The 21,263-nt window shown below is 60.6% G+C and carries 22 protein-coding genes; 8 read left to right on the top strand and 14 right to left on the bottom strand.

Features of this window, described 5'->3' with window-relative positions:
* The first annotated feature begins 2 nt into the window (after positions 1 to 2).
* Positions 3 to 473, top strand: a complete 471-nt coding sequence (locus ACWKV5_RS19765; RefSeq protein ID WP_483842661.1) for a DUF1810 domain-containing protein — start codon at positions 3 to 5, stop codon at positions 471 to 473.
* On the opposite strand, the gene ACWKV5_RS19760 is transcribed toward ACWKV5_RS19765, so the two are convergent.
* The gene (locus tag ACWKV5_RS19760) at positions 438 to 2,798 is read right to left on the bottom strand and encodes a DNA polymerase II (RefSeq protein ID WP_483842660.1); all 2,361 of its coding nucleotides are present in this window, start codon (positions 2,796 to 2,798) and stop codon (positions 438 to 440) included. The two genes, ACWKV5_RS19765 and ACWKV5_RS19760, sit on opposite strands and share 36 nt — an antisense overlap.
* A 233-nt stretch (positions 2,799 to 3,031) precedes the next feature.
* On the opposite strand from ACWKV5_RS19760, the gene ACWKV5_RS19755 reads away from it, so the two are divergent.
* On the top strand, positions 3,032 to 3,472 hold the full coding sequence (locus tag ACWKV5_RS19755) for a CBS domain-containing protein (RefSeq protein WP_007944798.1): 441 nt from the start codon (positions 3,032 to 3,034) through the stop codon (positions 3,470 to 3,472).
* A gap of 30 nt (positions 3,473 to 3,502) precedes the next feature.
* Here the strand turns inward: ACWKV5_RS19755 and ACWKV5_RS19750 are convergent, their stop codons facing one another.
* A complete protein-coding gene (locus ACWKV5_RS19750) occupies positions 3,503 to 4,126 on the bottom strand; it encodes a glutathione S-transferase N-terminal domain-containing protein (protein WP_483842659.1) in 624 nt (207 codons plus the stop codon).
* Between the two features lie 261 nt (positions 4,127 to 4,387).
* On the opposite strand from ACWKV5_RS19750, the gene ACWKV5_RS19745 reads away from it, so the two are divergent.
* Positions 4,388 to 4,750, top strand: coding sequence for a hypothetical protein (locus ACWKV5_RS19745; RefSeq protein WP_483842658.1), 363 nt, complete (start codon positions 4,388 to 4,390; stop codon positions 4,748 to 4,750).
* Positions 4,751 to 4,830: 80 nt separating this feature from the next.
* On the opposite strand, the gene ACWKV5_RS19740 is transcribed toward ACWKV5_RS19745, so the two are convergent.
* Positions 4,831 to 5,925: a DUF1615 domain-containing protein gene (locus ACWKV5_RS19740; RefSeq protein WP_483842657.1), complete on the bottom strand. Its 1,095-nt coding sequence runs from the start codon at positions 5,923 to 5,925 to the stop codon at positions 4,831 to 4,833.
* A 246-nt stretch (positions 5,926 to 6,171) separates the two neighbouring features.
* On the opposite strand from ACWKV5_RS19740, the gene ACWKV5_RS19735 reads away from it, so the two are divergent.
* Together ACWKV5_RS19735 and ACWKV5_RS19730 are read left to right on the top strand one after the other, a co-directional pair.
* Complete coding sequence (locus tag ACWKV5_RS19735) at positions 6,172 to 8,391, top strand: TonB-dependent receptor (RefSeq protein WP_483842656.1); 2,220 nt, start codon at positions 6,172 to 6,174, stop codon at positions 8,389 to 8,391.
* A 126-nt stretch (positions 8,392 to 8,517) separates the two neighbouring features.
* The gene (locus ACWKV5_RS19730) at positions 8,518 to 10,053 is read left to right on the top strand and encodes an FAD-dependent oxidoreductase (RefSeq protein WP_483842655.1); all 1,536 of its coding nucleotides are present in this window, start codon (positions 8,518 to 8,520) and stop codon (positions 10,051 to 10,053) included.
* A 30-nt stretch (positions 10,054 to 10,083) separates the two neighbouring features.
* Here the strand turns inward: ACWKV5_RS19730 and hemB are convergent, their stop codons facing one another.
* The 3 genes from hemB to ACWKV5_RS19715 all read right to left on the bottom strand — a co-directional run bounded on the left by hemB (position 10,084) and on the right by ACWKV5_RS19715 (position 12,880).
* Positions 10,084 to 11,058 (bottom strand): porphobilinogen synthase, encoded by a 975-nt coding sequence (gene hemB, locus ACWKV5_RS19725; RefSeq protein WP_483842654.1) that lies wholly within the window; start codon positions 11,056 to 11,058, stop codon positions 10,084 to 10,086.
* A 250-nt stretch (positions 11,059 to 11,308) separates the two neighbouring features.
* Positions 11,309 to 12,151, bottom strand: a complete 843-nt coding sequence (locus ACWKV5_RS19720; protein ID WP_483842653.1) for a PhzF family phenazine biosynthesis protein — start codon at positions 12,149 to 12,151, stop codon at positions 11,309 to 11,311.
* A gap of 24 nt (positions 12,152 to 12,175) precedes the next feature.
* A complete protein-coding gene (locus ACWKV5_RS19715; RefSeq protein ID WP_483842652.1) occupies positions 12,176 to 12,880 on the bottom strand; it encodes a glutathione S-transferase family protein in 705 nt (234 codons plus the stop codon).
* A gap of 374 nt (positions 12,881 to 13,254) precedes the next feature.
* Here ACWKV5_RS19715 and ACWKV5_RS19710 point away from each other — a divergent pair, with 374 nt between their 5' ends.
* On the top strand, positions 13,255 to 13,926 hold the full coding sequence (locus ACWKV5_RS19710; RefSeq protein ID WP_483842766.1) for a histidine phosphatase family protein: 672 nt from the start codon (positions 13,255 to 13,257) through the stop codon (positions 13,924 to 13,926).
* Between the two features lie 169 nt (positions 13,927 to 14,095).
* On the opposite strand, the gene mnmH is transcribed toward ACWKV5_RS19710, so the two are convergent.
* The 5 genes from mnmH to ACWKV5_RS19685 form a co-directional block, all read right to left on the bottom strand.
* Complete coding sequence (gene mnmH / locus ACWKV5_RS19705) at positions 14,096 to 15,199, bottom strand: tRNA 2-selenouridine(34) synthase MnmH (RefSeq protein ID WP_483842651.1); 1,104 nt, start codon at positions 15,197 to 15,199, stop codon at positions 14,096 to 14,098.
* On the bottom strand, positions 15,199 to 16,233 hold the full coding sequence (gene selD, locus ACWKV5_RS19700; protein WP_027925430.1) for a selenide, water dikinase SelD: 1,035 nt from the start codon (positions 16,231 to 16,233) through the stop codon (positions 15,199 to 15,201). Before selD ends, mnmH begins: the two co-directional genes overlap by 1 nt.
* A gap of 191 nt (positions 16,234 to 16,424) precedes the next feature.
* Positions 16,425 to 17,381, bottom strand: a complete 957-nt coding sequence (locus ACWKV5_RS19695) for a quinone oxidoreductase family protein (RefSeq protein ID WP_483842650.1) — start codon at positions 17,379 to 17,381, stop codon at positions 16,425 to 16,427.
* Positions 17,382 to 17,409: 28 nt separating this feature from the next.
* Entirely contained in the window at positions 17,410 to 17,583 is a 174-nt protein-coding gene (locus ACWKV5_RS19690; RefSeq protein WP_081744004.1) for a DUF1427 family protein, read from the bottom strand.
* Positions 17,584 to 17,802: 219 nt separating this feature from the next.
* Positions 17,803 to 18,582 (bottom strand): AraC family transcriptional regulator, encoded by a 780-nt coding sequence (locus tag ACWKV5_RS19685; RefSeq protein WP_483842649.1) that lies wholly within the window; start codon positions 18,580 to 18,582, stop codon positions 17,803 to 17,805.
* Between the two features lie 146 nt (positions 18,583 to 18,728).
* Here ACWKV5_RS19685 and ACWKV5_RS19680 point away from each other — a divergent pair, with 146 nt between their 5' ends.
* Positions 18,729 to 18,956 (top strand): DUF6555 family protein, encoded by a 228-nt coding sequence (locus tag ACWKV5_RS19680; protein WP_483842648.1) that lies wholly within the window; start codon positions 18,729 to 18,731, stop codon positions 18,954 to 18,956.
* Between the two features lie 78 nt (positions 18,957 to 19,034).
* On the opposite strand, the gene ACWKV5_RS19675 is transcribed toward ACWKV5_RS19680, so the two are convergent.
* The 3 genes from ACWKV5_RS19675 to ACWKV5_RS19665 form a co-directional block, all read right to left on the bottom strand.
* On the bottom strand, positions 19,035 to 19,202 hold the full coding sequence (locus tag ACWKV5_RS19675) for a metallothionein (RefSeq protein WP_081744005.1): 168 nt from the start codon (positions 19,200 to 19,202) through the stop codon (positions 19,035 to 19,037).
* A gap of 72 nt (positions 19,203 to 19,274) precedes the next feature.
* Positions 19,275 to 19,730 (bottom strand): DMT family transporter, encoded by a 456-nt coding sequence (locus ACWKV5_RS19670; RefSeq protein ID WP_483842647.1) that lies wholly within the window; start codon positions 19,728 to 19,730, stop codon positions 19,275 to 19,277.
* The gene (locus tag ACWKV5_RS19665) at positions 19,730 to 20,215 is read right to left on the bottom strand and encodes a DMT family transporter (RefSeq protein WP_077431751.1); all 486 of its coding nucleotides are present in this window, start codon (positions 20,213 to 20,215) and stop codon (positions 19,730 to 19,732) included. The genes ACWKV5_RS19670 and ACWKV5_RS19665 overlap by 1 nt, the downstream gene beginning before the upstream one ends.
* 111 nt (positions 20,216 to 20,326) lie before the next feature.
* Here ACWKV5_RS19665 and ACWKV5_RS19660 point away from each other — a divergent pair, with 111 nt between their 5' ends.
* Positions 20,327 to 21,262, top strand: a complete 936-nt coding sequence (locus ACWKV5_RS19660; protein WP_483842646.1) for a LysR family transcriptional regulator — start codon at positions 20,327 to 20,329, stop codon at positions 21,260 to 21,262.
* Position 21,263 lies beyond the last annotated feature (1 nt).

Here is a 21,263-nt window from a genome sequence, read left to right as displayed (position 1 = left end):
GCATGCGAAGCACCGATCAGCTCGATGCTTTTAACTTGCCACGTTTCGTCCAGGCTCAAGACCCGGTCTTTGAGCGGGTTCAGGAAGAACTGAGTGCCGGTAAAAAACGCCGTCACTGGATGTGGTTCATTTTTCCCCAGTTTGCCGGGTTGGGCGGCAGCGAGATGTCCCGCTACTTTGCCATTCGCTCCGAAGAGGAAGCCTTGGCGTATCTGGAGCATCCTTTGCTGGGGCCTCGACTGCGAACGTGCACGCAATTGGTCCTGAACATCAAACAACGCTCGATCTCCGAGATTTTCGGTCATCCCGATGACCTCAAGTTTCACTCTTCGATGACGCTGTTTGCTCAGGTCGCCCCCGATGGCAGTCTCTTTCATCGGGCCCTGGAGCAGTATTTCCACGGCATACCGGATGACTGGACGCTGTCGTTGCTGGACTTAAAACAGGCCCATTTGCCCACCAATCAGGGTTGAGAAGTCGTCGTCGACAAACGGTAGGATCGCGTCCGCCACCGGTTGCAGTTGCCGGGTGACGTAATGGTCGTAGTCGATGGGTGCACTGCGTATCTCCAGCGGCTCGGGCCCGGCGACAGTAATCACGTAGCTGATCCAGCCACCGTTCTGGTACTGGCGCGGACGGCCCTGGCGGTCATTGAAGTCATCAGCAATGCGCGCGGCACGCACATGGGGCGGCACATTGCGCTCGTAGTCGTCGAGGGTACGGCGCAGACGCTTGCGGTAGATCAGACGGTCGTCGAACTCGCCGGCCAGGGTCTTTTGCACGTAATCGCGCACGTAATCCTGATACGGCTTGCGGTGGAAGATCCGCGAGTACAGCTCCTGCTGGAATTGCCGGGCCAGTGGCGACCAGTCGGTGCGCACGGTTTCCAGGCCTTTGTAGACCATTTCATCGGTGCCATCGGCGCGAGTGACCAGGCCGGCGTAACGCTTCTTGCTGCCCTCCTCCGCGCCACGGATGGTCGGCATCAGAAAGCGTTTGTAGTGAGTTTCGAATTGCAATTCCAGGGCACTTTCCAGCCCGTATTCGGCTTGCACATGTTCGCTCCACCACTGGTTGACGTGGTCGACCAGCGCGTGGCCAATCTGTGCAGCTTCTTCCTGACCGTGGGCGCGGCGCAGCCAGACGAAGGTGGAGTCGGTGTCGCCATAAATGACCGTGTGGCCCTGGGCTTCGATCAGCTGTCGGGTGCGCAGCATGATCTCGTGGCCACGCAAGGTAATCGACGAGGCCAGGCGTGTGTCGAAGAAACGGCAGCCGCTGGAGCCGAGCACGCCGTAGAAGGCATTCATGATGATCTTCAGCGCTTGGGACAGCGGCGCGTTGTGTTCGCGCTTGGCGGTTTCGCGGCCTTCGGCGACCCGGGCGACGATGGCTGGCAGGCAATGCCGGGTTCTGGAAAAACGCGCCCCGCGAAAGCCCGGAACGGAGTCGCTGTCGTCGGGATGCTGCAGGCCTTCGATCAACCCGACCGGGTCGATCAGGAAGGTGCGGATGATCGACGGATAGAGGCTTTTGTAGTCGAGCACCAGCACCGATTCGTACAGGCCCGGCTGCGAGTCCATGACAAAACCGCCGGGGCTGGCCTGCGGTGACTTGCCGCCCAGGTTCGGCGCAACAAAACCCTGGCGGTGCATCAGCGGCATGTACAGGTGAGTGAACGCCGCCACCGAACCACCGCTGCGGTCCGCTGGCAAACCGGTGACGCTGGCGCGCTCCAGCAGGAAGGTCAGCAGTTCGGTCTTGGCGAAAATCCGTGTGACCAGTTCGCAATCCTTGAGGTTGTAGGTGGCGAGGGCCGGTTTGTCCTCGGCGAACATGCGGTTGATTTCGTCCATGCGCTGGTACGGTGTGCTGATCGCCTTGCCCTCACCGAGCAAGGTTTGCGCGACGTTTTCCAGGCTGAACGAGGGGAAACTCCAGGTTGCCGAGCGCAGGGACTCGATGCCGTCGATGATCAGGCGCCCCGCGGCTGCCGCGAAGTAATGGTTGCGGCTGCCGTGTTCGCGCCACTGCATCTCTTCGCCGCCGCGCCCCAGCTTGAGCGGTACGCCCAGGCGTCGGGCGTGCTCGTGGAGGACGCGCAAATCGAACTGCACGACGTTCCAGCCAATGATCGCGTCCGGGTCATGGCGGGCAAACCATTCGTTGAGCTTTTTCAGCAGCACGGTTCGCGAGTCGCAGTATTCGAGCTGGAAGTCCACCGCGCTGGCGTCGCCATTGGGCGGCCCGAGCATGTACACCTGGCGCTCGCCGCAGCCTTCCAGGGCAATGGAATACAACTCGCCTTGTTCGGTGGTTTCGATGTCCAGCGAGACCAGCCGCAGGTTGGGCCGGTATTTCGGGTCGGGTTTCATCTGCGCGTTCAGCAGCAGACCGTCCGCATCGGGTGTACCGCCAAAGATCACCGGCGCGGTGATGAAACGCTCCATCATGTAGCGCTCGGGCGGGCGAACGTCGCCCTCGAACATCTCGACGCCGGTCTTGCGCAGCGCGGTTTCCAGGCGCATCAACTGACCGTGCTGCCGACAATACAGGCCGAGCACCGGGCGATGCTCGAAATCCAGCAGGGCCAAGGGTTTGAGCTCGACGTTTTTCTCGCCGCGCAGCACCTCTTGCGCCTGTTCGCGCTGGGCGGCAGGGATGAATGCCACCGACGGTTGATGAGGCAGGCGGATGCGCCGGGGACCGCTGTCGGTCGCCAGCCAGAACTCGACTTCGGTGCCGGCCGGGGTGTCGCGCCAATGCCGGGTCAGGACGAAGCCCTGCTGTAAATCCACCACTGCAACCTCACGTTTTGATTCAGGTCGCAATTCTACGCGTCATCGAAACATAAAACCTGTGGGAGCGAGCCAGCTCGCTCCCACAGGGACTTACTGAGCCCTTGGATCATGTTTACCGAAGAAAAACCGCTGAATGGCGTTTTTTGAGTGTTATCTGCCGCTTTCTCTCTTGCCCTCAGCGCTTGGGTCTACGATTCTTCAAGAACAACGACAACACCCGAGAAGCCACCATGAAAACCGTCGCCCAACTGCTCAAGCTCAAAGATCAGAAGAATCAGGAAGTGCACCAGATCAAACCTGATCACATGGTGCTGGAAGCGCTGATGAAAATGGCCGAGAAAAACGTCGGCGCCTTGCTGGTGGTGGAAAATGACGAGGTGCTGGGCATCATCAGTGAACGTGATTACGCGCGCAAACTGGTGCTGCATGGCCGCTCTTCAGTGGGCACGCCAGTGCGCGACATCATGGTGTCCCCGGTGATCACCGTGGACACCCATCAAACCGTCGATACGTGCCTGGGCATCATGTCCGACCGACGCCTGCGCCACCTGCCGGTGGTGGAGAATGGCAAGTTGATTGGCTTGCTGTCGATCGGCGACCTGGTGAAGGAAGCGATTGCCGAACAGGCGGAACTGATTCGCCAGCTGGAGCAGTACATCCGCGGCGAGTAATCCGGATACACCACAGTTGTTATTGGGTGTTCAGACTGGCCAATGCCGGGCGAAGACCGGTGCCAGTGTCGGGTGCCGGTCGATGCGTTCCAGCCACGCGAAAAAACCGGGACGGGTGTTGCGTAAATGCTCCCGGCTGCCGGCCCACCGCGACACCACCGCCGCCAGCACATCCAGTGCGCCCGGCGTCTCATCCCCCAGATACAGCTCGCCGGAAAACTGATCGGCAAACAGCTCCCAGCTCCAGTGCAATCGCGCGCGGGCGCCGGCCATGAGGTTTTGCCGGGATGCCTCATCCGTCTCGGCCAGCCAGCGTTCGGGGTAATCGATGATGCCGATGGCCGCGTAGCAATTGCTGACGATGTACGTCAGGCCGCGGATCGCCTGATCGCGGTCGGCGGCCAAAGTTGGCAACAGGTTCGACTTGGGAAAGGTCAGCCCGAGATGAATCAGGATCGCCGCACTTTCGGTCAGGATGCTGCCATCGGGCAATTGCAGCGTTGGAATCTGCTTGAGCCGGTTGAGTTTCTCCAGTGCCTGGGCGGCCTCCGAGGACAGCTCGACATCGATGAAGCGGTAAGGAATTTCGCACAGCTCCAGCGCCGCTTCTATCGCCGCCGCGCCGGAGTTCTGGTGTCCATAGAGTTGATACATGGTGCGGCTTCCTGGCGAGACGGGAATGGGGTCATTAGAGGCGTCACCTGCCGGTCGTGGTGATCCAGCTAATCAGTGTAGAAGCGTCGATCCCCCCCACCCGCACCATCCGACGACTGAACCATCACGCCCGCGTGGGGCAACTCACAAGGTCTATCAATACTGTCGATGTTCACCATCACATCAATGAAGTTCTCATAAAAAATCCTCGGCGTAACATCCGCTCCATACCAACCAATAAATACCCCGGAGCACACCATCATGAAACGCCAAACCCTCATCGCTATCGCTTTCTCGGTCTTTGCAGTTAACGCTTTTGCCGCAACCTCTGCTCAACCTGTGGTCGCTGAAGGCGGCTCGGATCGTCTGATTGAAAGCCGTGTAGCTGAAGGTGGTTCGGATCGTTTGATCGAAAACCGTGTAGCCGCTGATGGTTCTGACCATCTGATCGAAAACCGCGTAGCCGCTGATGGTTCGGATCGTTTGATCGAAAACCGCGTAGCCGCTGATGGTTCTGACCATCTGATGGAAAACCGCGTAGCCGCTGATGGTTCCGACCGTCTGATGCAGAACCGCGTTGCCGAAGGTGGTTCCGACCGTCTGATCGAAAGCCGCGCTGCATAAATGCAGGGCTTTACCGCAGTACTCAATGAAAAACCCGGCCTGACCCGCCGGGTTTTTTTACGCCTTTCGTTTGATCAGGGTTACTGGCCAGCCCGCTTCATACAACGCAGATAACGCTCATCGACCCGTTTGGCAAACCATGCCGTGGTGAGCTTGCGGGTGATTTTCGGGCTTTGCAGTTCGATCCCCGGCAACACGGCGCGAGGCAATGCCCTGCCCTCGGCCTGATCGGCCAACGCGAACACTCGCCGGTAGAGTTCCGTCTCCTCGAATTTAAGGCTTTTGCCCTCCTCCAATTGATTGCGAATGGTCGTATTGCGCATCCCCAATTGCTTGCCGAGGCTGCGCACCGCCACTTCCGTGGTGCCGGGCATGATCGAGTCATAGCGGACCAGGTCGCCATCCAGCGCCAACGGGATACCTGACACCCGGCTCAACGCATTCTGAAACGCCGCATTGCGGCTGGCGTACCAACCGGCATTGAAATCAGCGAAGCGATACAGCGGTTGTGTGTAACTCACCGGGTAACCGAGCAAATGGGCGATGCCGAAGTACATGCCGCCGCGCCGGGTGAATACCTCATGGCGAATCGAGCCTTCCACCGGGTACGGATAGTCCTTCGCTTGCTGTTCGGCGAACTCGATACTGACTTGCATCGGCCCGGCGGTGTGTACCGGATTGAAGCCACCGAACAAGGTCTTGCCCAAGGGCACCATGCCAATGAAATCATCGAAAATCGCACTGAGTTCCTTTTCACTGCGCGCCGCGTTGAGGCGGTCGCTGTAGCTTTTGCCGTTGGGCGATTTCACCTGCAGCGCACCGCTGATCAACAGGCTGGGGATGTGGACTTTAGCGGCGCGACGGTCGATTTCGTCCCGAGCGATCTTGCCCAGGCCCGGCACGGGCGGGTCGACCTGAAAGGTGGATTCCTGCTCGGTCACGGCGAGCACCGAACACAGGTTTTGCGTGGACGGATAGATCTTCTGGGCCGCGAAGGCGGCGTAGATGTCCGTGGCCCACCCTTGGCGATCCGTGGTTTTGGCCGGCAACAGGCGCACGATTTCGGCCTTGACCTCGGCGGGCGGGCGCGCTGGTTGTTCCTGCGGGCGCTGAGTGCCGCAACCGGCCAGCAGCAACAGCGCCGCGCCTCCCATGATCAATCGATTGGCTTGCATGGTGCTCCATCAAATCCGTTGAGCCGGGTTAACCATACGACCAATGGCATGGCGCAGGCTATGACCCCCGCTGCAGGCCGCTGTTCCCCGCAATCCGTAGCAGCTGTCATCTCGAATGATGACAAATTGATTGCGAAACGTTACTGAGAAATCCTATCATTCGCGCCTGGAGTCGCATTTGCGCAAGGAGTTCCCGCGCCGTCACTTTCTTTTTTCTCGTCGGCGGCGCTCCGCCAGGAATGAAACATGACCACTGCAGCCCGACTTGGCGTGCCCTTTCGCCCCTCCCTTCTCGCCTTGTTTTGTTCCCTGTCTGCCACTGCCTACGCCGCCACGCCAGCGACACCCGCACAAAACGGCAAGCCCCTGGTGCTCGACAGCGTCAACATCAACGCCACAGCCCCTTCGCCGTCAGATTTGCCCCCGGTGTTTGCCGGCGGCCAGGTCGCTCGCGGCGGGCAATTGGGCGTGCTGGGCAATCAGGACATCATGGATGTCCCGTTCAGTGTGTCGTCCTACACCGAGCAATTGATCCAGGACCAGCAAGCCGAAACCGTCGGCGATGTCTTGCTCAACGATTCTTCGGTACGTCAGGCCACCGGTTTTGCCAACCAGGCCCAGGTGTTTGTGATTCGCGGACTGCCGCTCAATGGCGATGACATTTCCTACAACGGCCTGTACGGCGTGCTGCCGCGCCAGATCATTTCCACTGACGCACTGGAGCGCGTGGAAGTCTTCAAGGGCCCGAACGCCTTCATCAACGGCGTCACCCCAACGGGCTCCGGCATCGGCGGCGGCGTGAATTTGCAACCCAAGCGCGCAGGCGACGTGCCGTTGCGCCGTTTCACCACCGACATCAGCAATGACGGTCGCGTCGGCGAGCACCTGGACCTCGGTCAACGCTTTGGCGAAGACAACCGCTTCGGCGCGCGGGTGAACATTGCCCAGCGCGAAGGCGACACCGGCATCGATGACGAGAATCAACGCTCCAAACTGTTCGCGATCGGCCTGGATTATCGCGGCGACGCATTGCGCATCTCCGGCGACTTCGCCTACCAAAAGCAACGCATCAATGCCGGCCGCAACTCGGTGTTCCTTGGCACCGCCACGCACATTCCGGACGCGCCATCGGCCGACACCAACTACGCGCCGAAATGGGGTTTCACTGAAATCGAAGACACCTTCGGCATGCTTCGCGCCGAGTACGACCTGAACGACAACTGGACGGCGTACGCCGCAGGGGGCGCCAAGCACACCCGTGAAGTCGGAAACTACAACTCGACCACCCTTACCGACAACCTCGGCAGCGCCACCACCACTGGCTCGTTCATCCCCCATGATGAAGACAACACCAGCGCCATGGCCGGCCTCAACGGTCGTTTCCAGACCGGTCCGGTCAGCCACAAACTGAACTTCGGCCTGGCCGGGATCTGGACCGAACAGCGCAGCGCGTTCGATTTCGACCTGACCAAATACCCGAACAACATCTACCACCCGGTGCAAACGCCGGCGCCACAGGGCGGCCTTTCCGGTGGCGACCTGAGCGATCCAGGCATCACCGGCAAAACTTTCGTGCGCAGCGGCGCGGTGTCCGACACCCTGGGTTTCTTTGACGATCGCTTGTTACTGACGGTCGGCGTGCGTCGCCAGCAGTTGGTTGTTCAAGGCTATGCCTACGCGCCGTACGGCTCCGGCAGCCGCACTTCCTCCTATGACGAATCCATCACCACGCCGGTCTACGGCATTGTGTTCAAACCCTGGGAACACGTTTCGCTCTACGCCAACCGCATCGAAGGCCTGGCAGAAGGCCCGACATCGCCGACCTCGGCCGGGGGGCGCGTGGTCATCAACGGCAACCAGTCCTTTGCACCGGCACGCTCGAAACAAATCGAAGCCGGGGTGAAAGTCGACATGGGCACCTACGGCGCCACCCTCGGTGTGTACCGCATCGAACAACCCAGCGACGGTTTCACCCAGGTCATCGACAGCACCACAGCTGTCTTCATACGTGACGGTGAACAGGTCAACAAAGGCGTTGAGATGAACATCTTCGGCGAGCCGATCGAAGGCCTGCGCCTGATCAGCGGCCTGACCCTGATGGACACCGAACTGAAGAAAACCGCTGGCGGGATCAATGACGGTAATCAAGCCATTGGCGTGCCAAGCTTCCAGTTCAACGCGGCCGTGGATTGGGATGTACCGGGCCTGCAAGGCGTAGCGCTGGACGCGAGGATGTTGCGCACCGGCGGCCAATACGCCGACGCGGCCAACAACCTCAGCCTGCCGACCTGGAACCGCTTCGATGCCGGTGCGCGGTACGCCTTCAGGGTCCAGGAGAAAGACGTGACCCTGCGTCTTGGCGTCGACAACGTGGCCAACAAGAAATACTGGGAATCGGCCCTCGGCGGGTACCTGACCCAAGGTGAGCCACGGGTCGCGAAGATGTCCGCCACCATCGACTTCTGATCAACCACGGCTCAATGAAAAGGCCCCGCAGTTTTTGGCTGCGGGGCCTTTTTCCGTTGGGCGGTCAGCCTTCCGGTCGGCTGCGACTGAACCATACTTGAGCCAGTCACCGAGGAGGACAGGCTCATGCATCGTAGTGACGTACTGATCGTCGGCGCCGGCCCGACCGGGTTGGTCCTGGCGCTGTGGTTGAGCAAACTGGGGATCCGCGTGCGGATTATCGACAAGACGTCGGCGCCCGGTACCACGTCGCGTGCGCTGGCGGTCCAGGCGCGGACGCTGGAGCTTTATCGCCAGCTCGACCTCAGCGAAGCCGTGGTGCAAAGGGGTCATCGCGTGGCGGGCGCCAATTTCTGGGTCAGCGGTGAGTCGGTTGCACGGTTGCCACTGAGCAACATTGGCGCTGGCCTGACACCCTATTCGTTCATGGAAATCTTTCCACAAGACCAGCACGAACGGCTATTGATCGAGCGTCTTGAAACCTTCGGCATCAAGGTGGAACGCGGCACCGAACTGGAGGACTTCGAGGAAACCGGCGATGGCATCACCGCCCACTTGCGCCTGCCCGATGGCCAACAGGAAACCTGCCAGGCGTGTTACCTGGCCGGTTGCGACGGCGCCCGTTCGATCGTGCGTAAAAAGCTGGACACCGGGTTTCCAGGTGGCACCTACCAACAAATTTTCTACGTGGCGGATGTGCAGGCCAGTGGGCCGGCACTCAATGGCGAACTGCACGTGGACCTTGATGAAGCGGATTTCCTCGCCGTGTTCCCACTGGCCGGCGAAGGTCGCGCCCGGCTGATCGGCACGGTGCGTGACGAGCGTGCCGACCGGGTGGAAACCTTGCGCTTTGAAGACGTCAGCAGCCGGGCCATCGAACACATGCAGGTGCAGATCGAACAGGTGAACTGGTTCTCGACTTACCGCGTGCATCACCGGGTGGCCGATCACTTTCGCACCGGTCGTGCGTTTTTGTTGGGCGACGCGGCCCACGTTCACAGCCCGGCCGGTGGCCAGGGCATGAACACCGGGATTGGCGATGCGATCAACCTGGCGTGGAAATTCGCCGCGGTGTTGAGTGGCGGTGCCGAGGCCAAACTGCTCGATACCTACGAAACCGAGCGCATCGCTTTTGCGCGAAAACTGGTCGCCACCACCGACAGGGTGTTCAGTTTCGCCACCGCCGAGGGACGCTTGGCCGATGTGCTGCGAACACGGCTGGCGCCCTTCGTGATTCCCAAAATGGCCTCGTTCGAGACGTCTCGCGAGTTCCTGTTTCGCACGGTCTCACAGATCACCCTGAACTATCGCGGCATGCCGTTGAGCACCGGCGTTGCCGGGCACGTTCACGGCGGCGATCGCCTGCCCTGGGCGCATGATGGCGAGGGCGACAACTTTGAATCGCTGAGGAATCCAACCTGGCAGGTGCACGTGTATGGCGACACCAGCGACGAAATGATCGCCTGGTGCATCGAGCATCATCTGCCCTTGCATGTATTTGACTGGCGACCGGCATTTGAAGCGGCGGGGTTGGGGCGTAACGGGTTTTACCTGCTGCGCCCGGATACGTATGTGGCGATTGCCGAGACGTGTTCCGATCCGAAAGTGATTGAGCGGTACTTCAAGCACCACGGGATCCGGCCGTACTTCGGCACGCCCTGATTCAACCCAAATCAACTGTGGGGGTTGGGTTTAGATACCGGCCAGGGCCAGGTCCATTGCGAAGTAGGTGAAGATCAAATCCGCGCCGGCGCGCTTGATCGCCCCAAGGCTTTCACGCACCACACGGTCCTCATCAATCGCCCCCGCTTGCGCGGCGAACTTGATCATCGCGTACTCGCCGCTGACCTGATACGCCGACAGCGGCAAACGCGAGACCTCGCGGATGTCGCGGATGATGTCGAGGTAGGCGCCGGCCGGCTTGACCATCAGTGCATCCGCACCTTCCTGTTCATCCATCAGCGATTCGCGCACCGCTTCGCGGCGGTTCATCGGGTTCATCTGATAGCTTTTGCGGTCGCCCTTGAGCGCGCTGCCGCCGGCTTCACGGAACGGGCCGTAGAGCGCCGAAGCGAACTTGGTCGAATAGGCCATGATCGCGGTCTGGCTGAAACCGGCGTCATCCAGCGCCCGGCGAATCGCCTGGACCTGCCCGTCCATCGCCGCCGACGGGGCAATCACATCAGCACCGGCCCGAGCAGCGGCCACGGCTTGTTTACCAAGGTTAATCAGGGTCTGGTCGTTGTCGACTTCGTGGTTGTGCATCACGCCGCAATGGCCGTGGTCGGTGTATTCGCAGAAACAGGTGTCGGACATCACGATCATTTCCGGCACGGCATCCTTGGCGATCCGCGACATGCGCGACACCAGGCCGTTGTCGCTCCAGGTGTCGCTGCCGCTGCTGTCCAGATGATGCGACACGCCAAAAGTCATGACCGACTTGATGCCGGCGCGGGCGTAGCGCTCGATCTCGCCGGCCAGTTTCGATTCCGGAATGCGCATCACGCCGGGCATGCTTTTGATCGGCACGAAGTCGTCGATTTCTTCCTCGACGAAAATCGGCAGCACCAGGTCGTTCAAGCTGAACTCGGTTTCCTGGAACAGGCTGCGCAGGCTCGCATTGCGGCGCAGACGGCGTGGACGTGCTTCGGGGAACTGGCTGGACATGGGCATTCCTGAAAAACGGAGGATGAGACTAACGTCGTAGGGGGCAAAGCTTATGCCCTGTGCGGAGCAAGACACAAACCTCAGGCGCGGAACAAACCCTTACCGGTTCGGCAATAATCCCCGAATCCCACACAAAACCCTGTGGGAGCGAGCCTGCTCGCGAAAGCGGTGTGTCAGTCAAATAAAATGTTGGCTGTCACGACGCCTTCGCGAGCAGGCTCGCTCCCACCGGTTTAGATTTCATACAGGGTTAAAGTGTCAGGGTGCCGGTGATGCAAGTCACCACCGCTCCACCAATCCAGATTTCATCGCCCACCTGATCCACCTGAATGCGCCCCGCCCGTCCCATCGTCAGGCCCTGGCTGACCACATAGGACGCCGGCGCCAGCCCTTCGGCCAGCAACCACTGCGCAATCCCGGCATTCAAACTGCCGGTCGCCGGGTCTTCCGGCATGCCGTCGCCGGAGATGAAGGCCCGTACTTCGAATTGCGCGTCATCGCCATCACGCTCGGGATTCCACGGTGCGATCACGCCGACCGCCAGGCCCAGCATTTGCGAATGATCCGGTTGCAAGTCCAGCACTTGCTGGCGGTCCGCGACCATCACCGCCAACCAGCCCGCACCGTTATCCACCCACTGCGCCCGGACAATCGCCCCGACCTCCAGACCGAGCCCGCATCGCACGCGCTCCACCAGTTCGGCGTCCACCGGCCCGGTGTTGATCAGGGGTGGCGCAAGGAAGGCCAGCTCCGCGCCCTGTCGACGGATCCGCACCAGCCCGACGCCGCACTCCTGAATGATCTCCTCGCCCTTGGGCAGGCCCCCCGCCTCAAGCCAGGCATGGCAAGTGCCCAGGGTCGGATGACCGGCGAAGGGCAACTCGTTGAGGGTGGTGAAGATCCGCACGCGATAATCGGCCCGCGGATCGCGCGGCTCCAGCACGAACGTGGTTTCACTGAGGTTGGTCCAGGTCGCGAACGCCGCCATTTGTTCATCACTGAGCGCGTCGGCCCCGAACACCACCGCCAACGGATTGCCCTTGAGGGCGATGCGGCTGAAGACATCTACTTGCTTGAAATCGAATGAACGCATGATCTTCCTTGTTCGTGAAGCATTCTATTTAGGGTTAGGGATTTCCAGTCCGCGGATCACCGCCGGCCGCGCCAGAAAGCGTTCCAGCACGCGCGTGACATTCTTGAAGTCCTTGATGCCCACCAGATCACCGGCCTCATAGAAGCCGATCAAGTTGCGCACCCACGGGAACGTCGCGATGTCGGCGATGGTGTAGCGTTCGCCCATGATCCAGTCGCGCCCTTCAAGGCGTCCATCCAAAACTTTTAACAAACGTTTACTTTCCTCGACGTAACGGTCGCGGGGGCGTTTGTCCTCGTAGTCCTTGCCGGCAAACTTGTTGAAGAAACCGACCTGGCCGAACATCGGCCCGATGCCGCCCATCTGAAACATCAGCCATTGAATCGTCTCGTAACGCGCGGCCGATTCCTGCGCCAGCAGTTGCCCGCTCTTGTCGGCGAGGTAAATCAGAATCGCCCCGGACTCGAACAATGGCAGGGGTTTGTCCTCGGGACCATGAGGGTCGAGGATCGCCGGGATCTTGTTGTTGGGGCTCAACGACAAAAACTCGGGGGACATTTGATCCTGGGTGTCGAAGCCCACCCGATGCGGCTCGTAGGGCAGCCCGATCTCTTCGAGCATGATCGAGACCTTGACGCCGTTGGGGGTCGGCAAGGAGTACAACTGGATCCACTCAGGGTATTGAGCAGGCCATTTTTGGGTAATCGGGAACGCAGACAGATCGGTCATCGCTAGCCTCCATCGCCAAAGAAAGGGTTGAGCATAATCCAGGATCGCCGCCCGCAGGTTGCGAACTTTTGGCGTTATCGAAATCGCTGATGATGACGATCAACAGATGTCAGCCTTCGCCAACGCCTCTACGTGTAGGGTGTCCATAATTTCGCAACATCTTGTCGATAACCTTGACTGCACCCCGTTCAAGGTTGTCGATAAAGTGCCGCGCACCCGTCGGAATCGAACCAAATGGGCTTCAGAGGACTCTGAGCAATGCCCTTTCGGACACGGACCGGCCCAACGACATGGAAAACACCCGAAGCTGGGAGCTGGTGGTGTAAAGGTTTGTCAGCCTTAACTGAATGCGCTGAAGATCCCTTATTCACATGATGAACCTGTCCAGATTCGCTAAAAGCTTCAAACACCGTGCGTACATTTTTCTGCCTGCGCTGCTGGCGACGAGCGCATTGTTTTTGTCGCTGGAGTCCAGCGAAAGCCGCGCCCAACCGGCGGACGGCACCCAGACCCTGGTGTTCCTGCGTCACGCAGAAAAACCCGAAGGAGGTCTGGGCCAGCTCAATTGCCAGGGCCTCAACCGCGCCATCGACCTGGCGACCTTGTTGCCGGAAAAATTCGGCAAGGCCAACTACGTATTTGCCGCCAACCCGACGCGCAATGTCGAGGAAGGTGAACTGGACAATTCCTACAGCTACATCCGCCCCCTGATGACCATCAGCCCCAGCGCGATCAAGCTCGGCTTGCCGGTGAACATCAAGTTCTCGGCCAACGACACCAGCGACCTGGCGAACGAATTGCTCCACGACAAGTACCACAACTCCATCATCTACACCGCCTGGTCCCACGGCTACCTGCCCGAGTTGATCAACAAGGTCGCGGGAGATGCGGTCGGCGAGAAACAGAACATCTCCGAGGACTGGGAGTCCAGCGACTACGATTCGGTGTACGTCCTGACCCTGACCTGGCACAACGGCAAGGCCAGCCTCGTCAGCCACAGTTACAAGCAAGGGCTGGATAACGGCTCGCAGACTTGCCCGACCTAAGCGGTCAGCAACTTCCAGGATTGATCGGGGTTGCTTTGCTCTGAGATTTGTAGCGGCTACAAGGGCCTCTTCGCGAGCAGGCTCGCTCCCACATTTGAACCGTTTGTTTGATCAAACACGGTCTAATGTGGGAGCGAGCCTGCTCGCGAAGGGGCCGGCAAACACTGCATCAACCTGGCTGGTTACCACGCTCCCGCAGGTACTCAAGAACCGCTGCCTTCTCCCCGGCAAACTCAATCCGCGCGCCTTTCTTCTCCCGCTGAAACGCATACATCGGATCGTAATACTCGCGCAGCAACCCTTCGATCCAGCCCTGGTGCAAGTCCACCGCGCCGCTTCGGCCCTGCTCTGCCAAGGCCTCTTCCATCAGGATCAACATCCGCCGATGGCGTTCGCCGCCCAGGCGTTTCTGCACGTTGTTGAGGCTTTCCAGCAAGCGCTCGGAAAACCGCGCAAACCCTTCATCGCCATGTACACCTATGAACTCGGCACACAAGTCCACCACGTAGTCGCGCAAAATCCGCTCGACGCGCCCTTCAAGGCTGTCTTCCAGCCAGACCATCGAAAACTGCTGCATGCCCTGATACAGCGGCAACGGCAAGGCGCAACTGCCGACTGCCCGGCTCTCGTCTTCCAGCACAAACTGCTCGATGCCATGGGCGCGCTTTTTCAGCACATCCACCGCTAGACGGTTCTCGAAATCAATGTTGGACGGCTGTCCGGTCGCGCGCTTGCCGAAGCTTGAGCCGCGATGATTGGCGTGGCCCTCAAGGTCCAGCCCATTGCTCAACTGCGTCAGCACCTCAGTCTTGCCGGTGCCGGTCATGCCGCCAAGCAACACGAAACCGCATTGGGTAACGGCCTGGTCGAGGGTGTCGAGCAAGAAGGTGCGCATGGCCTTGTAGCCGCCACCGACCCGGGGATAGTCAATACCGGCCTCGTCCTTGAGCCACTGCTGGACGATCTGCGAGCGCAAACCGCCGCGAAAGCAATACAAATACCCCTCAGGGTGCGCCCGGGCAAAATCGGCCCAGGCCTGGATGCGCTCAGCCTTGATCTCGCCGGACACCAGTTGATGCCCCAGCGTGATGGCCGCCTGCTGCCCGTGCTGCTTGTAGCACGTGCCGATGCGTTGGCGCTCGTTGTCATTCATCAGTGGCAGGTTGACCGCACCGGGGAATGAACCCTTGATGAACTCCACCGGCGCGCGCGCATCCATCATCGGCCGGTCGTTCAGGAAGATCTCGCGGTAATCGGTGAAGTCGATCGACATCAAAACACCTCAACCGCGTGTGTCTGTCGCTCAACCAGTTCACCGATCGGTTCCAGGTTCAGGCCCAGTTCGGCCGCCACCGCGAGGAACCGTTCATTGCCCTCGGGCGTGACCGCAATCAGCAGGCCACCGCTGGTCTGCGGATCACACAGCACGCGTTTGTGCAGTTCCTGGAGACGTCCCAGTTTGCTGGCGTAGCTGTCGAAATTACGCAGCGTCCCGCCCGGCACGCAGCCTTGCTCGAGGTAATACTCGACGCCCGGCAGGCGCGGCACGCGGTTGTATTCGATGCGGGCGGTCAGTTGGCTGCCGTCGGCCATTTCCACCAAGTGCCCCAGCAGACCAAACCCGGTGACGTCGGTCATCGCGGTCACGCCGTCGAGCTTGCCGAAACGGCTGCCGGGTTTGTTCAGGGTGCACATCCAGTCGCGGGCCAGGCCGATGTCGGCGGTGCGCAACTTGCCCTTCTTCTCGGCGGTGGTGAGGATACCGATACCCAGCGGCTTGGTCAGGTAGAGCAGGCAGCCGGCGGTGGCCGTGTCATTGCGCTTCATGTGGCGCTTTTCCACCAGGCCGGTCACGGCCAGGCCGAAGATCGGCTCTGGCGCATCGATGGAGTGCCCACCGGCCAGCGGGATTCCGGCCTCATCGCAGACCGAGCGGCCGCCGCGAATCACTTCCCGGGCAATCTCCGGCGCCAGCACATTCACCGGCCAGCCGAGGATCGCAATGGCCATCAACGGATCGCCGCCCATGGCATAGATGTCGCTGATGGCATTGGTGGCGGCGATGCGGCCGAAGTCGAAGGGGTCGTCGACGATGGGCATGAAAAAGTCAGTGGTCGAGACGACGCCGCGTTCTTCATCAATGGCGTACACCGCCGCGTCATCGCGCGAAGCATTGCCGACCCAGAGTTTGGGGTCGAGGTTCTGCGCCCCGCTGCCGGCCAGAATCACTTCCAGGACCTGGGGTGAGATTTTGCAACCGCATCCTGCGCCGTGGCTGTATTGGGTCAGACGAATCGGCTCGCTCATGGGGTGCACCTTGTGGGATCAATGCGGCCGATTCTAGCAGACGAGGTTGATGGCGACTGTGCTGGCCTCTTCGCGAGCAGGCTCGCTCTCACAGTAGATCTCCGTCATACACAAAATCTGTATTCACTGAAGATCAAATGTGGGAGCGAGCCTGCTCGCGAAGGGGCCGGCACATCCAGCATCAGTGCCGGTTATGGCAACAGAATCACCTTGTCACCGCTGCCCTGATTCACTTCGGCATACCGCTCCAGCCCTTCCGCCAACGGTGATTCAAACAACCCTTCCGGCAACGGCAACAAATCCTGATCGAAGAACTGGCCGAACTGATCGAGCATCGCTGCGCAGGCTTGAACCCCATACAGCAACGAGTTGATCCCCACCACCGAGCCCCCCTTGCGGTACAGCGCCAGCGCCGGCAGTTGCACCATGCCGTCCACCGGCGCGGCGATGATGGCGATGCGGCCGAAGGTTGCCAGCGCCGCGACCGAGGCCGGGAGCCAGAACCCGGTGGTGTCGAAAATCACGTCAGCGCCGCCGGCATACACAGCGTTCACCTGAGCGCCCAAGTCTTCAGGCTTATCCAGCTGCAACGTCTGATAGCCCAGAGCCTGCAATTCCTTGACCTGCTCCGGTCGCCGCGCCGCCGCCAGCACCTGGGCGCCGCGTACCTTGGCCAGCGCCAACGCCGCACTCCCCACCGCCCCGCCGCCGATCACCAACAAGCGCGTTTGCGCCGTCACCAGGCTGCGCTCCAACGCATCCCACGCCGTGGTGTAGGGCACGCCGAGGCTGGCGGCCTGGGCGAAATTCAGGTGAGTCGGCTTGAGCGCCACGCCGTTGGCCGGCAGCTTGACGAATTGCGCATGGGAGCCGTCGGCAAAGAACCCCAGTTCACGCCCGGTGCCCCAGACTTCCTGGCCGATCAACGCCTGCGGACCTTCAACCACGACACCGGCAAAATCCCGACCGGGGATCCGTGGCAACGTGGTGTAAGGGAAACGTCCCAGCACGTTCTTCACATCGCTGGGGTTGAGGCCGGCGGCCTTGATCTGCACCAGCACTTCATCGGCGCCGGGAACCGGGGTGGGCACGTCAACGTAGCGCAAGGCCGAGAGGTCGCCGGTTTTGTCGAACTGCAATGCTTTCATGAGCGTTTCCATGGAATAAATGAACGGTTCAGGAGATCCAGCCAGCGACCAATTGCCGGCCCATGGGCCACAACTTTTCACCGGCCAGCATGCCGAGCAGCCCGACCAGTGCGATGGCCGGCGGTGCGGGGGAACGAAAATCCAGTGCGCCGTAGAGCAAACCGACGCCCAGACCGATGACCAGCGAGATGAGGTAGCTCATGGTGGACTCCGGGGGCAATGAAGACAGGCCTGAAGTCTAGTGCGAGGTGGAAATGGGCACCGGCCAAGTGCTTCTGAATTTCGGCCAAAGCACTAAAGACACAAACCGTAGCCCTGTGGGAGCGAGCCTGCTCGCGAAGGCGGTCTTTCATTCAACATTGATGCTGAACATGACGGCCTCTTCGCGAGCAGGCTCGCTCCCACAGGGTTTTGCCAGCGGCTACAAGGTTTGGTGATGGCTGGAGAACTGTGAAGGCGCGACGCCCAGTTCCCGGCGGAACATGTCGCTGAAACTGCTCGGTGAATAGCCCAGCTCGCGGGCGATTGCGCTGACCGGCACGCCCTGAATCAGCTCCGCGACCGCCGTCGCCAGTTGCACCTGCCGTCGCCACTCGGCGAAGCCCATGCCCAAACTGTCCTTGAACAACCGCGCCAGGGTACGCACGCTGGCACCGGCGTTTTCAGCGTGTTGTTCGAACGGGATGTCCAGCGATGGCGCGGCCATGACCGCCTGACAGAGGTTCATCAGGCGCCGGTCGGAATCATCCGGCAACGGGATTTTCAACAGAGAACGCCTGGCTCGTCTAAGCTCCAACAGCGCCAGGCCGACCAGCGCTTCGTAATACTCCGGAGCCCCTTCCTCGCCCTGCTCCACCAGCCCGACGATCAGCTCCCGCAGCAGACCGCCGACCTCAATCACCTGAACACTCTTTTCCAGTGTGGCCGCCAATGACGGTCGCAGGTAGATGTTGCGCATCTGCAAGTCCGAGACCACACGAATCCCGTGAGGCACGCCCGGCGGTAGCCATACCGCCCGTTGCGGCGGTACCACCAGCGCCTCATGGGGCGTTTCAACCCACATCACGCCGCTCATTGCATACAGCAATTGGCCCCAGACATGCTCGTGCGGCTCGATAAACAAGCCGCGCGGATAGGTGCGCGCCAGCGGTTGCACGGGCACATCGGTGTCACTCAGATCAGGGGGCGCGGCAAGGGCCATGGGGCAGCAATCATTGAGGTTTTCAGGTCTTGCATGGTAACCAGCCCACGGCCTTGTCGCCACTGGCCGCCGCCGTCTGACAATAAGACTGAATTTTCCGTAACCCCAACGATCCTTCTATTACCACAGGGAGGAATACGGGCTTTATGAACAACGCAAAACTATTCGTCATTGAATACACCCTTCATGGCGTCCCCAAGTCATTCATCATCCGCCTGGACAAGATGGACAACGCGGAGGCTTGGCATTGGGCAAGCTGCGACGCCGGAGTGGGCAGGATCCCGCGATTCGGCCGAGAGAAGGTGCAAAAGACCAGCAAACCGATGGCGGAAAAGTTCGGGGTCGAGAATGTGAAGTGGCGGCCGACGAGTTAATAAAACAGAACAAATGAATACCTGTGGCGAGGGAGCTTGCTCCCTCGCCACACTCATCCTTCTGATCAGGTTTAAGCACTACTTCTCATGAGCACACTTGCAGCCCTTGCTGGAGCATTCTTCGCCATGTTCATGGTGCTTGGCGCAGGCTTCGCAACAATAGTGTTTACCGTGGCGCGCTATCGGATGCTCGCCCAGCTTGCACGAGCATTTGGGACAATCGCAGATACTGTCACTGCTGATCATGAGTCGGACTCCATTGGTGTGGTCGTCGGGGTGCCGCACACGCGGCCCGTCTTACCAGTGTAGGAGTTTGTGTCAGGCCTGCCGGGTGCTGCTGCGATACATGAACACCAACGCCAGCCCCAGGCACACCATCGCCACGATCCGGCTGTTCGACAGGTCGATGGCCGGATTGCCCAGCCAGCCGAAATTGTCGATCAGCATGCCCATGCCCAGTTGCCCGACAATCACCGCCACGGTCGCCACCGCCGTGCCGACCTTGGGCACCGCGCCGACCATGACCATCATGTACACCACGCCAAACAGCGCGCCACTGAGCTGCCATTTCGGTACGTCCAACAAACTCACGGCCTGCGCCGGTTCGAAAAACAGGATCAGCAGCCCGGTGACCACCGCGCCCACCACGAAGGTCAGCAAACTGCTGCGCAACACGCCAACCGTTTCGCCCAGACGGCCATTGATCGCCGCCTGCACACTCAACACCGCACCGGCCGCGACGATCACGGCCAACAAAATAATCAGATTCATCATCAACCCCGAGCGATCAGAACAAGTGCCACGACAATCAACAGCAACGCCAGCCAGCGTTCACCGTTGACCTTTTTGCGAGCGGCGCCGAACCAGCCGAAGTGGTCGATCAGCACGCTTTTGCCGACCTGCCCGCAGAGGATCGCGATCATGGTCATTGCAATGCCGATGTGCGGCGTGGCCAGGGTCAGCACCACCACATAGATCGGCCCGAGAAAGCCGCCGATCAACTGCCAGCGCGGCAAGGTGTTCAACGCCGGGCCCTGTTGCGGGCCGCTGAACAACAGCAGCAAAAACAGAATCGCCGAGCCGACCCCGAAGATGCTCAACGTCGCCCATAAATGCCCGACCTGAACCCCGAGCGGCCCGAGCAACCCGGCCTCCACGGAAAGGCCCATGCCGGCGAGGATCACCAGCGGCAACAGCAATAGCCGCAGCCCTGGTTTGGTCGCGGGGGTGACCGCGGTGTCAATTGAAGACGCTTGCATAAGGGAAACCTGCCTGTAGAAACAATGGCCGGCATTATCCAGTGGCAGAGCTTTGCGATAAATGGGAGCATCCTGACAACACTTTTGCGCAACTCGCACAGCAGGACGAACATGCACGGTCTCAACGAACTCGGATTCAAGGCACTTCGGCTGTTTGTCGCCGTGCTCGACCACGGCAGTTTTTCCGAAGTGGCGCGGCGCGAGGGCCTGGCGCCCTCTTCGATTTCCCGGCAGATCCAACTGATGGAACAGGCCCTGAGCCAGCAATTGCTCTACCGTCACACCCGCGCCGTCACGCCCACCGAAGCCGGGCGCATGCTCGGTCATCATGCGCGACTGGTGCTGGTGCAACTGGAGGAAGCCGAGCAAGCCTTGCAGGAACAGCAAAGCGAACCGAGCGGACTGGTGCGGATCAACGCCCCGGTGGTGTTCGGCCAACGGCACCTGACGCCGTGGCTGGGACAATTGTGCGAGCGCTATCCCAAGTTGCAACTGGATATCCAGCAAACCGACCACTACATCGACCCGCTGCAAGAAGGCGCCGACCTGCTGTTTCGCATCGGCCCGCTGCACGACTCCAGCATGCAGGCACGGATCCTCGCGCCGCACCGCTTTCAAGTCGCCGCCAGCCCGGCCTATCTCGAACGCCACGGCACGCCGCAACGCCCTGAAGACCTCGCGGCGCATCAATGCCTGGCCTACAAAGGTGCGACCGGCTTGCAACGCTGGTTTTTCCGCAAGGATCAGCAAGACTGGACGCCCTACTCCGTCAAAGGCCCGATCACCGGCAACCACGCCGACACCCTGGTTCAAGCGGCTGAACAAGGGTTGGGGCTGGTGATGTTTCCGTCGTGGCTGATTGGTGAAGCGGTGCGCGAAGGCACGCTGGTGCCAGTGCTGGGGGACTTTCAGGTATCCAACAGCCTTGAGCCGCAGCAGATTGCGGTGTTATGGCCGGGCAGCCGACGGTTGTCGGTGAAGGTGCGCACGGTGATTGATTTCTTTGTCGAGTGCTTTGGGCCGATTCCGTACTGGGACAGACCGTAAT

The organism is Pseudomonas oplopanacis (assembly GCF_057128725.1).
This window is presented reverse-complemented; position numbering and strand designations above follow the sequence as displayed.